Source organism: Paenibacillus xylanexedens (assembly GCF_007676705.1).
Lineage (GTDB): Bacteria > Bacillota > Bacilli > Paenibacillales > Paenibacillaceae > Paenibacillus > Paenibacillus xylanexedens_C.
On the sequence record NZ_VEBF01000010.1, the window covers coordinates 124840 to 137483 of the forward strand.

General features: G+C 45.8%; 8 protein-coding genes. All 8 read right to left on the reverse strand.

Annotation, left to right across the window (positions count from 1 at the left end):
* Positions 1 to 125 precede the first annotated feature (125 nt).
* The 8 genes from FS628_RS28300 to FS628_RS28335 all read right to left on the reverse strand — a co-directional run bounded on the left by FS628_RS28300 (position 126) and on the right by FS628_RS28335 (position 12597).
* Complete coding sequence (locus tag FS628_RS28300; protein ID WP_145326395.1) at positions 126 to 1859, reverse strand: tetratricopeptide repeat protein; 1734 nt, start codon at positions 1857 to 1859, stop codon at positions 126 to 128.
* A 258-nt stretch (positions 1860 to 2117) separates the two neighbouring features.
* Positions 2118 to 3869 (reverse strand): hypothetical protein, encoded by a 1752-nt coding sequence (locus tag FS628_RS28305; protein WP_145326396.1) that lies wholly within the window; start codon positions 3867 to 3869, stop codon positions 2118 to 2120.
* Between the two features lie 263 nt (positions 3870 to 4132).
* Positions 4133 to 5083 carry a sugar phosphate isomerase/epimerase family protein gene (locus FS628_RS28310; RefSeq protein ID WP_145326397.1) on the reverse strand — a complete coding sequence of 317 codons (951 nt, stop codon included), beginning with the start codon at positions 5081 to 5083 and terminating at the stop codon, positions 4133 to 4135.
* 50 nt (positions 5084 to 5133) lie between these two features.
* Positions 5134 to 6006 (reverse strand): carbohydrate ABC transporter permease, encoded by an 873-nt coding sequence (locus FS628_RS28315; protein WP_076216878.1) that lies wholly within the window; start codon positions 6004 to 6006, stop codon positions 5134 to 5136.
* A 70-nt stretch (positions 6007 to 6076) separates the two neighbouring features.
* Complete coding sequence (locus tag FS628_RS28320) at positions 6077 to 6976, reverse strand: ABC transporter permease (protein ID WP_076216877.1); 900 nt, start codon at positions 6974 to 6976, stop codon at positions 6077 to 6079.
* A 131-nt stretch (positions 6977 to 7107) separates the two neighbouring features.
* Complete coding sequence (locus FS628_RS28325) at positions 7108 to 8694, reverse strand: extracellular solute-binding protein (RefSeq protein ID WP_145326398.1); 1587 nt, start codon at positions 8692 to 8694, stop codon at positions 7108 to 7110.
* A gap of 438 nt (positions 8695 to 9132) precedes the next feature.
* On the reverse strand, positions 9133 to 11391 hold the full coding sequence (locus tag FS628_RS28330; protein ID WP_145326399.1) for a helix-turn-helix domain-containing protein: 2259 nt from the start codon (positions 11389 to 11391) through the stop codon (positions 9133 to 9135).
* Positions 11392 to 11649: 258 nt separating this feature from the next.
* A complete protein-coding gene (locus FS628_RS28335) occupies positions 11650 to 12597 on the reverse strand; it encodes a ribose-phosphate diphosphokinase (protein ID WP_036616184.1) in 948 nt (315 codons plus the stop codon).
* Positions 12598 to 12644: the final 47 nt, after the last annotated feature.

The following is a 12644-nucleotide window of genomic DNA, read 5'->3' on the forward strand; positions in this document are numbered from 1 at the left end:
CTTGCCAAGATGATATCCTACAGGCGTTTACGAGGCCCATTCGTTAAGTTTACCCGTTTTCCCGGTTGTTGTATCCTTCACCTTATGATGTCTTTCTGAAAACGAGTTGAAGCGCACTGAACTTTCTATACCAGTGGCGGGTTACTGTTGCACACGCGATGGATCTGTTTGGCATATTTGCTAACCGTTGATGCCGATATCCCGTATCGTTCAGCTATGCTTTGATAGGTAACGGGTCGACTGTGATTCTTTGCAGCCAAATATTCTAGTCCCGCAGCCCAGCCCTCAATTTGCTTCGTACCCGGAACCTCGGGATGCACCCGGGATACATAATCCGTCCAGATCCGTTCCATCTCGTGCTGCAATTCGGCCTTTGCCTCAGACATTTGCAGTGCACGATCGACCACCGCTTGCCAATGGGCAGTGGAGTGAGATTCCGTTTGCTCTGATGTGGATTGGGCTTTCCCAATGGACTTCAAGGCAACAGGAGACAGGGGTCGAACCACCTGAGTATTCCGATCCTCGTGTTCAGCCGATTTCAATCCGTTCAGCACAACTCGCGCTGCCTCAAGCAAATCTGGTTCTTCTCCTGGCTCTTCAATGAAAGATTGTAGTGCCTGCTGTACCTCATAATCGCCGATCATTCCAAGCGCATGAATAACCTGCAGTTTCGTTGCCCGATCACCATGACGCAAAGCCCAGAAGAACGATGAACGAATCAGTGGATCATTCTTCATTTCTTCAGGTATGCCGCTACCATAGTTCTCCCACTGTCTGAACTGCTCATCAAATGGCAGATGATAGTGATAACTCAGCTTCTCAGGCTCTTGCTCGCCTTGCCTTACAGCCTCAAGACCTGACAGATAGTATCGAGATACTTCCGAACCCGGATCAAGCTTGGACACATGATGCCATAGACGCTCGGCGGCGTCATAACGCTCTGTATTATAAGCTGCTACTGCTGCATAGTGAGCAAGAGCCGGATCACCAGCCGTCTCTTCATCCTTGAGCAAACGCCGGAAATGAACATAGGCTGTATCGTGCTGACCCAGAATTCCCATCGTTGTAGCCAGTTTGTAAACTTGTTCGTGCTGGAATGGCACGATGACACGCAATTTTTTGATCAAAAGTAGGACTTGATCAGCCCGGTTCTCATTTTGATGGAAAATAGCGAGGTTGCAAAGCGCATGCAGATTACCTGGTTCCTGTTCAAGTACTTCCGCAATAGTCTCTTTTGCTTTGGGAAACAGCCCCATATAATAGTAGGCGAGCGCCAGATTGTTACGGGCAGCCAAGTAATCAGGATAATCAGATGACATGCCTTCGAGCAGCTCAGCAGCCTGTGCAAATTTTCCTTCTTCCAACAGTTCCCGTGCCTGATCGTGCTCCACTACACCTTTGCGCGATTTGATTCGATTCAGTTTGGCCGGACGATCCAGCTCATAGTACAGAAGCTCCATCATCTCTTCAGCTTCCGTCATGAACTGACCCTGGGTGTCCTCCTCCAAGTAGGTAACAAGTGCTTGCTCGGCTTCCTCAAACCGATCCATATTTGCATAATTGTTCGCCATATAGAAATAACATTCCGTCATCGACGGATCTACCACTTCCAGCACGTTAGCCAGAATGGCATTGGAGGCTTCGTAATCCCCCTTCTCCGATAATATACCCGCCATATTACAATGATTCACCGGATTTTCCGGTTCGTATTCAACAGCTTTGCGAAAATATTTTAATGCCTTGTCGACATGATTACGGTCCAGCGAGCGGACAGCTCTTTCAAAGAAGAAAGAAGCATCCAAGTGAATCGGTATAATATTGGCAAGGTGTCCCTCAGCCCGCACTAGCTTGCCCTTCATCTCCAAGGCACCTCCTCTTTGCATTTCATTCATACTCTTCAGTATACCACATCTTAAGGCCCACTTCTCAATATGTAGTTTCATGTCGTTTATGAAAAAAATGCAAATAAAGACGACATTCCATCATACACGGATGAAATGCCATCTTTATTTTTTGCCAACAGATAATACTCAGGTAACTACATCAATTGAAACTGCATTAAATCAACTAAAATGATAGACCTTGTTTAACATGCGAAGAAAGGAGCCTCAAGAGCTTTAATCCTTCAACGCCATCGAAGGAGAGAGTGAAATATGAATGGTCTTATCAAAAGGTGTCATGAAATTGACCAGCACAACCTTGCACTTGTCCGGCAGTTTTGCCTCCCGAACACTTGCTGCCAGATGCCCCAACTCGCCTCCAGTAATCTCTAACCAGTCTTCTCCGCAGGTATAGCGCAATGTACCGCCTCTCCACAAGTAGTGGCCCTCACTCGTTTCAATCGCGTCCTCGCAGGTCAGCTCACCTTCGCTTCCGAATACAAAGGACAACTGCATCATAACGTCCTCCGGTTCCTTCCCTGAGAGATGCATGGTCCATCCGTTTTCGGTTGGCTGCAACTCTGCCCCAACACGAAACGTCTGCTCATGGGTGAGCTGACGACTCTGATGAGGTAGCAAGTACCATGGACTGATGTCTGATGCGGCCGATTCCGGCAACAGATTCGCAGGAACTGGGCCGTAGTAGCCCTTTTTCTGCTCGCCAGTCAGTCGATACCCTTCGGACAACCTTGTCATTTGTTGCATAGGTACATACCCTGGATTAAAATAAGAGGCCAGTTGCACAGCCAGCAAGCGCACCTTGCCATGACGAAGAGCGAAGAAGGAAGGAACTTCTGTCATCACAGTCACACTCGTAGCGCCATCCCGAATTCGGGCTACGGGAGCACCAAAATCCGTATGCATCCGACTGTGCGAGATACGTCCGTGATGCCCTGCCGAATCCATCTGCTCCAGATATTCTCCCCGTACAAAATGTTCATTCAGCATGACCTCATACTGTTCCGGTAATGCATCACGTGTATTATTTGTCTGCTGAAGCTCCGGCTCAAGCATTAATCGAATGAGCGTATTCACTGAGCATACACCTGGATCTGTCAATGTATCTCCCGCCCAGGATGCCATGCCAGCAAAGAGTGGATCACCGTCCAGCCGCGCCAGAATGGCATACGGCAGATAGTAAGGTGACAGATCATGAACACTGCCCAGATCCTGTCGACCTGAATAATCCGTAACAATTTCACCCGTAGGATGCACAAGGTACACCATCATGCGAAGATTGAGCCTCACCGGTTCAAGCAGTTCAGGACGATTGAGCAGACGCGCTGCATGAATTAACATGATGTCGCTAACGGCGCTGTATATCCCATTGCTCCGCTCCGTCCACTCTCCATCGGGTGTAATATCCATACCTTCATCCATCCACTGCTCTGCGCGCTGCACAGCTTCCTCCAGATCAAATAGTTCATGCAGGAAACCAAGCGCCGCGCATAGCACCCAGCGATGATTTGGCGTATGACAACCTCCCGTTAGCATGGTTGGGATTGTCCGTTCCAGAAACAACCTCATATTGTCCAATACAGGTTGCAGCGGCTCCCATTCCTGTTGCAGAAGAAGCTGATACAACTGCGAATACCCTACAATGACAAATGCAGTATCCGGAGGGGAATGGTAATTGGTCCAGCCAGGTGATATTGAACCGTCTTCATGCTGGAAGCGAAGTACATATTCCGTAGCTAACAGCAGTCGATTTAACAATGCCTCATCCCGGTAATAGACGGAGTCCGGATTGGAGATCGCAGCTCCCCAGTAACACATATCCGTGGGTGTTCCTGTCGTATGGTTGACCCAGGCAACACCTGTGAAGGGATCAATTGTCCCTCCATAGTAACGGCTTTCCGGATCAAGCATTTGCCGGGATATGCCTCTTTCTACCGCTCTGTCATTACTGTCCACCAGTTGTTTGTACATGTGCAGTCCCTCCATACCAATGCATTCTCCCGATGTGCAAAGTATGTTGCTTCAGCTCTTCGATTCATACCGGAAGCTTTTCCCCATACCGCCCGTAACGTGAGTTCATTTTTCTCGTCAGTATATATCATATTTCTACAAAAGTCGCTAGAATTCCGTTCTTGTTTCACCAAACTTTATGTGGTTTTCATCACCGAGAAAACCGCCGTTTAACACACACTTTGAACACGCAGAATGTTCCTAATTTCACGGCTCATACTCTGCTAATCTGCCGCTTCAAGTTTCTTCATAAGCAAGTCATGGCTCTCGTGGATCTCTTCTGGCTTACAGGCAGACTTCAACTCGTATACCTTCACCTGTGCCCGGCGAATCATCGGTAGATAGGCATCATAAAAATTCATGTCCTTACTGTATACATAAGGGCACCAGTGGTCAGAGAGACCCAGTGTCTCATGGATATGAACACCTACGATATCATCCATCAGGCCCTGCATTTCCCCTACACTGTCATAGAGGCCCAGTCGATCCATCATGATGGCATGACCGGTATCGTACCAGATACCAACTGAAGCCCCTTTGAGCGCCGTGATGATGGTCTTGGCTTCGGCCAGGGTAGGAATCTGTTGTGGTCTGGATCTTGTCTCGATTCCAAAACGAACATCCAGACCTTTGGCTTCAGCTCGATTACAGACCTCATCCAGGCTAACAATAATCTTTTGTACATAACCAGAGCTGAGTGCCTCCCGCCGTTCCATCAGTTCTGCCCATTTGCTGCGATACTTCGCTGAGTCTGGACCGTCCTCGTGATAGAGCTTTCCAAGATCTTTGCTGATATCCTCAGGAAAAGGTACTTCCCCGGGGTGTACGACGACAGCTTTAGCCCCATAACGATGGGCATATTCTGCCGACTCAACAAGTAACTCTATTGCTCGCTGACGTTTAACCTCGTCCTCGAATCCAAGCAGGACTGAATCCGTACCGTAATCGGGATCAGGGTCATGCGGAAACGTATTATGGACACTGGAGATACCGATGTCTCCGCGTTCAATCATGGGCTCAATCGTCGTGAGCATTTCCTTCGTTACGTTATAGTTGAGCTCGACCTGGCGAAAGCCAAGTTCGGCAATCTCCCGAATCATGGCTTCCCCGACATCATGTTTTCGGATATTCCAGCATGTGGAGAACGAATATATACCCTTATCTATGTGCTGCATCTGTGTTCCTTCTCCCTCCCTCTGGCTTAACTTTTTACACCAGCCTTAACTCAACCTTTTACTGCGCCAAGCATCGCACCGCTGACAAAATACTTTTGCAGCCACGGATAGACGAGCAGAATCGGTACAGTTGCGAATACAACTGTTGCTGCCTTGAGACTTTCCGGAGTCAGTGGTGTGCGGTTAGCACCTTCCATCAAGGTAAGCTCACTCACCATGTTGTTTTGAACCATTTGGAAGAGCTTCAGTTGTAGTGGATACAACTTGGGATCATTAATATACAAAAGTGAATCTTGGAATCCATTCCAGCGACCAACCGCATAGAATAACGCTAATGTGGCAAGTACAGGCATGGATAATGGTAGTATGATTTTGAATAGTGTGTGTACATGTGAGCTGCCGTCAATTTCTGCTGATTCTTCCAGACTTTCAGGAATGCCTCTGAAAAATGAGATCAGGATAATCAGGTTAAATGGACTTACCAGTCCCGGTAAGATCAGTGCCCAGACTGAATTAAGCATATTGAGATCACGAATGAGCAAATATTCGGGAATCATCCCGCCACTGAAAAACATCGTAATGATGATGACATACATAAAGAGCTTGCGCCCTTTTAATTTTTTCTTGGTTAGCGGGTATGCAGCAGCAAGTGTGAATAACATGCACAACACTGTAGTTGCCACTGTCAACACAGACGTAAAGCCCAATGAGTAGAGCATGGATTGATCAGAGAATACTTGAATATACGCATCCCAGTTAAATTCTTTAGGAAAAATGGTCACTTCTCCCGAAGTAATAGCCCGGTTAGAACTTAGAGATATCGCAATAGTGTGCAAAAATGGAGCCAGACAGAATATAACAAACAAACTGATAAAGGAGATATTAACGATATCAAAAATCCGATTTGAGGTGCGTTCACTCATATGCGCACAGCTCCTTTACTGATGGTCTATACATACAAGCCGATTGGCGTATCTTTCATGCTTCGATAACTTATAAAATGCCTTCGCCGGTTGCCTTTTTCGAAATATAGTTAGAGCCAAGTACAAAGATTAGCCCTACAACAGCCTGGAATAGTCCTACGACAGTTGCTAGCGTGTATTGTCCTGATTCAAGGCCGACCCTGTATACAAAGGTACTAAGTACATCTGAATATTCACGTACCGCTGTGTTACCGATAATATAAGGTCGATCAAAGCCAATGCTGACCATATGTCCGAGATTAAGAATGAGCAAGGTCACGATGGTTGGTTTGATACTTGGCAGCGTTATGTGCCAGATTCTCTTCAGCCGCGATGCTCCATCGATCTCAGCTGCTTCAAACAATTCCTTGTTGACGCCGGTTAATGCGGCCAGATATAGAATGGTTCCCCACCCTGCACTTTGCCAGACACCTGTGAACAGGTACGTCACAAGCCATGGATTTTTCTCTGTCAAAAATGGTATCGAATTAAAGCCCATACTCTCCAGCACACCGTTAACCATACCGGATTGATTACCAAACAATTGGTATACAATTCCCCCGATGATAACCCAGGAAATAAAGTGAGGAATGTACAGAATCGTTTGCGATATTTTTTTGAACCATTTGAATCGAACTTCATAGAGCATGATGGCCAATATAATTGGAGCAGGGAACGAAACAAGCAGGTCGAGGAAATTTAGCATGAAGGTATTTCGTAATGTGGTGTAGAAATCCCGCATTCCAAATACTTCACGGAAAGCATCGAAACCGATCCACTCACTCCCGTTGATGCCCTGAAACAAGTTGAAATCCTTAAAAGCGATCTGAACCCCGTACATTGGGCCGTAACGAAAGATCAAGAAGTAGATCAGAGGCAGTGAGATGAGCGCATATAATTGCCAATACCTTTTCAAGTATGTGATGGTCAAGTCGGTTTCCTCCTATCAACAGAGAAACGGCTGTGCCGCCCATACTGGCGGCACACGTTCCTTCCAAAGTTATGCGGTAAATTACATATTGATTTAGTAATCACAAGATGAACCTGTTTACTTGATAACGCTTACTGAAGTGCTGCTTCAAGCTCTTTCTTCAGTTCTGCGCCACCCAGTGACATGAAATCATTCATTTCTTTTTCATATACCGCTTCGAAGTCTGCCGGTTTAGCCATCGCAGTTTTCACAATAAGCACTTTCAACTTATCATTTAGCGCTGTACCATATTTAGATTCTGCTTCAATTGGTTTGCTGAAGATAACCGGGCCGATCGTATCAGTATTAGCGATATCAATGGACTGTCTCATCAGCTCTTGGTTACGTTCTGGGAAGCCTGCAATCCATGCGGCTTCATTGGCTGCCTGATCTCCAACTACTTTACCGTTGGCAATAATGGCCATGTCACCACCGTTGTAGAGACGATCTTTGACATCCTGTGGTGCATCATCTTTAACAACTGGAACACCATCAACCATATCGTAATTTTCACCTTCGACACCGGTGTTCATCTCCAGCAAGTTCTTTCCAGAAGCCATCCAGTCTAGGTATTTCACTGCTTCAACCGAACGTTTGCTGCTTTTTGGAATCATGATGTACATACCGTTGCTACCATAACGTGATTTGATGTGTTTGTTGTCCACATTTGGGTTGGTGTAAGCATCAACTGCTACAACTTTGCTATCCGGTACATTTTTGTACAAATTATCAAGCATACCATCTGCATACAGAATCTGACCTACGTCCTCAGACATGTAGCCAATATTACCGTTCTGGAAGTCTTTGACCAATTGCGTTTTTTCTTCATCAAGACTGAAGTCTTTGCTGATCAGGCCTTCATTGTAAAGCTTGTTAAGGAACTGCATCGCATCTTTGAAGCCATCATGCAATGGTAGCTCGTAACGCTGACTGTACGTAAGTCCATCTTGTACAGGTTTAATAAAGGAGTAAATCAATGTTTCGTACTGCGCTGGGGCAAGTGCCATACCCATTGGGATGTTTTTGCTGCCCAGATTGCCCGGATCTTTCTCTTTGAATGCCTTCAACGTTTCGTACAGCTCATCCGTTGTTGTTGGAGCATTCATGCCGACTTTATCGAGCCAATCCTGGCGGATATATGAGTTGTAACGAGCCGTAATGGCACGTTTACCCGGAATAGCGAATTGCTGACCTTCAAGCTGACCGAATTTCAACAGGTCTTCGCCGAGATATTCTTTTAAGTTAGGTGCATGTTCATTAAGAAGTTCACCTACGTCAGTTAGACCACCTTGCTGAGCATAACGGTAGAACACACTGGAGTCGTATACAAACACAATATCTGGAACGTCGCTGGGGCTGGCCATTAACACGTTGAGCTTGGTTGTTTCTTCTGAACGTTGAACAGGTACGAATTGCACATCAATGTTATTCGGATCGCCGAATTTCTCTTGAACAAATTTAGTTAAGTAGTTGTTCGTGATCGTATGCGGAGAAGGACTATTACCGCGATCAAATACCTCCACCTTTAAAGTAACGCGCTCGCCATTTCCTGATGTTCCACCTTCAGCTGATTCTTCTGATGCTGATGAGCATCCCGCAAGTAAAGAAACGCCCATTACCATCGTAAGCGCCAAACCCATCCATTTCTTCAGACTCCCCTTGGTTGCTTTTCTTGTCATTTTGTCATCCCCTTTGGCTTTGCGTGAATGTTTAAAGCTTGCCCAGAGTATTTCACATTTTTCCAACCCTCTGCAATAAACCAGTTTCGGAAGCGCTTTCAAACGGATTATGGTTTATACGCTATGCTCATTTTCGCACACTGACTATTTTCCTGAACCCGCGCTATCTCAGGCTTTAACAGCAATATGTCTCCTAAGATGCCAGCTTGCCTGACCGATTGCAGATAAACCATTTTCACATACTGCCTATAATCGCAAACCTCAACAAAAAAGGCATACCTCCATAATCCCCTTCGCGAGCAGGTAAATCCGATTTCAGTTTAATGTCCGATCAATAGAAAAGGGTGAACTCCTGTCTCCCTCCTCTCCGAACGAAAAGGGAATGCAAGAAATTCACCCTATACTTCATTTCTGATGTATGAACATCAGATACACGTGCTATTCTTCGGGTGCTCGGTGTTCACGTTTCAAACGTCGATAATCTCCTGGTGTAATCCCCGTTACCCGCTTAAATACACGCCCCAAAGTAATCCCGTTGGCATACCCTACCTTCAGGGCAATGTCCTGTAATGAATGATCCGTTTTTATAAGCAACTGTTCCGTTTCCTTCATGCGAAGCTCTGTAACAAAATCAACAAACTTCATGTTGAATTCTGTCTTGAACAAATAACTCGCATGTTTGCCCGTAATCTGGAATCGATCACTCAAATGCTTCAATGAAAGATCCGGATTTGCGAACTGCTCTTCAATATAATTTTTCATTTCGTTAACCATCGCTTTGTAGCTCTTGGTTTCGGTTACCGCTACATATGTTCTGAACAGATCCGTCAGATTATCGAACAGAAGACCTTTGACATCTTGGAGTGTCTCTGCTTCTTCCATCAACTGTAGCCATTTGTTAATATTCTCTTCTGACAGTGCCTCCTGCAGCTCTTCCGACATCATGGCCACTTCTCTGCTGAGCATCTGTAGCATCGCCTGGATCAGGGAATGAATCTCATCATCCGGCAGCTTATTTTGTTCAAACGCTGTAAATATTTCCTCCAGTTGATCACGCCACTGGGTGCTGGACATCCGGAATCGTTTCACGAAGTCGGCAATCATCTGCAGATACGTGTAGGTATCCAGCAATGGATGCTGGTGTTCTCCACACTCCGCCTGACCCACATCCCCATTCATTAACAGTTTACGTTGCATCACTGCCTCAGCGGCCGTATAGGACTCCCGAATCGAACCTATCCCTTCAGCAATAGGCCCGATGCCAAATCGTAAGGAAATACGCAGGTTTTGTTCAACCCATGATTTACACTCCTCCGCCACAACGCGAATCTGTCCGGCCATATCCTTGTTATCCCGCTGTTCTTTAAACACAAAGAGGATTGCGATACGATCTGCACTGATCCATTCTGTCCAGCACTGTACACCTGTATTGCGGGACAGCTCTTGCAGAACATTCATTAAGGCAAATTTCAAAGTGTTCTGCTCGCCTCTCGTATACCTCTCCTGAAATCCCTTCTCATAGCGGTTAATCTCACCAACCACAACAATAAAACGTGATGAATCATGTACCTCATCCAGCGGGGATAGCTCCCTTAGCTGTTCAGCAGCATGATCCGTATGTTCCCCATGCAGCAAAGCATTAAACAGCTTACTGCGTTGCATAAGTACATTTTCTCTACTCTTCTTATCATAATCCATCATATGATTGATCAGATTCTCAAGCACACCATCAATCATCTTCATCTCATCGGTACGAACACCGGAATGTTCGAAAGCCCGAATCTGATGTGATTCGATCCGGTTCATGATGATCTGAATAGGCTTGTAGTTACGACGAGTAATATACACGATATAGACAATTGCACAGAGGACAGTCACAATGGCAATGATCACCCACACATAGGACACAACAGATACCCAGCCGAACAAGTTCCCTGCCTTGATTCCGCTCGATAATGTCCAACCCAGTCTTTCCAGGGGTAAGTTATTCAGCTCTTGTCCATCTACTGAACCTTCCCCATCAGAATGTGCGTTATATACCACTTGGCCATCGCGATCCGTAATTGTCAGAAATGACAGTTGCCCATTGACCATACTGTCTACACTTTGCTCGATGCTACTCATCTTGATATTAATGACCAGGGTTCCTTGGGATCCAAAAGGTAAAGGCATATCTTTATTTATGGTTAACACCCGAATAGGGGTACGTTGTACAGATTCAGCATCAAATTCCCGAACGGGCTGCCAGCCCGATCCAGTTGACCCTTTAGCCATTTGATCAATCCATGCCTTATCAGAGAAACTCTCCACTTCTCTGGAGCCACTTACCGTCAAAACATGTTTATTTCTCTTGTCATATAGATAGATGGATTGAATCCATGAGGAAGAATTGGTCATCTCACGCAAACTCTGTGCAATGGTATACACGGTATCCGAGCTGGTTTGGCTTGTATTATTAAAATAAAGTTTATAGGCCTGCTGACTCTGCACCGTTTCCAGGATGGATAGTTCAATATCTCTGATCGTGCGATCTACCGTGTCCAACAGATAACTGGAGGAAATCCGGTCTGCTTTTCGGGTTTCCTCCCTGGAGATATCATTAATAAATACAAACGCGATAAAAATGAGTATGGTCACGGTAAGAAAAAAAATCGGGAAATATGAAAAGAGTAACCGATAATACCAATTACGAGACAATAGACCCCACTCCTCACTCCACGATGCCAATATTCATCAGCCGTGGTTCTACTGTTCAGCATCCGTCACACCTCTGGGATGAACTTCTTATATGATAACGCTATCATAACTAATTTTATGTTATTATAGCACAAGCCTCCGAGCAGTAATGCAAGAATTGAATTCCTAAAGGCAAAACAAAAAAACCGTGCTGAGCAGGTAAGCAACTCAGACACGGAACAACTAATCAAGCTTAGCAATATTTAATACCTCGATGCGCTAAATTCCAGAATCCTTAAACAATGTAGCCATGGAACCACCATCCACAATAATGCGTACGGCGCGGGCCAGCATTGGCGCAACAGGTAACACTTTGAAGCATTCAGGGTGGTCATCTGGCAGTGCGATCGAGTCCGTAACCACCACCTCTTCAATAGACGGGTGATTCAATTTACTCACTGCCCCATCCGAGAACAATCCGTGTGTTGCACATACATATACATTTTTGGACCCACGTTCCTTCAACCCTTCCACGACATTCAGAATAGTCGTTCCGGTATCGATCAGATCCTCAATAATAATAGGTGTCCGGCCTTCGACATCACCAATGACATGGGTAATTACGGATTCATTATGGCTTGGCCGTTTCTTGATCATGATGGCAAATGGAGAATCCAGACGATTCGCCAGCTTCTCTGCCATCGATGCTCGTCCCGCATCTGGGGAGACCACGACAGGGTTCTCGATGCCTTTACTTAACAGATAATCACTAATCAGATCCAGCGATGTCATATGGTCAACTGGAATATTGAAGAATCCCTGAATGGCCGCTGCGTGCAGATCGATTGTAACTACCCGGTTGGCCCCAGCTGTAGTTAATACATCTGCTACCATCTTGGCCGAGATCGGCTCCCGAGGAGCAGATTTACGCTCTTGACGAGCATAGCCATAATACGGAACAATGATGTTCACTGTACGTGCAGAAGCCCTCTTCGCGGCATCAATCATCACAAGCAATTCAACAAACAGCTCATTGATCGGATGAGACAACGACTGTACCAGAAACACATCACAATTACGGATCGTTTCTTCATAATGAACGTATATTTCTCCGCTCTTGAACCGGGACAGCTTGATCTTGCCCAGTTGTACTCCCAGCTTGTCACATACCTGTTCTGCCAGCTTAGGGTTCGATGAACCGGAAAAAATACGTAACGAATGCTGCATAATGCCCTCCCGAGGGTTGAAGTCCCTATATAATCCCTTATCTAAAA

What these genes read in the sequence shown, in the direction of transcription:
- FS628_RS28300 (WP_145326395.1), bottom strand. Translation starts at nt 1,859, where the DNA reads ATGAAGGGCAAGCTAGTGCGGGCTGAGGGACACCTTGCCAATATTATA.
- FS628_RS28305 (WP_145326396.1), bottom strand. Translation starts at nt 3,869, where the DNA reads ATGTACAAACAACTGGTGGACAGTAATGACAGAGCGGTAGAAAGAGGC.
- FS628_RS28310 (WP_145326397.1), bottom strand. Translation starts at nt 5,083, where the DNA reads ATGCAGCACATAGATAAGGGTATATATTCGTTCTCCACATGCTGGAAT.
- FS628_RS28315 (WP_076216878.1), bottom strand. Translation starts at nt 6,006, where the DNA reads ATGAGTGAACGCACCTCAAATCGGATTTTTGATATCGTTAATATCTCC.
- FS628_RS28325 (WP_145326398.1), bottom strand. Translation starts at nt 8,694, where the DNA reads ATGACAAGAAAAGCAACCAAGGGGAGTCTGAAGAAATGGATGGGTTTG.
- FS628_RS28335 (WP_036616184.1), bottom strand. Translation starts at nt 12,597, where the DNA reads ATGCAGCATTCGTTACGTATTTTTTCCGGTTCATCGAACCCTAAGCTG.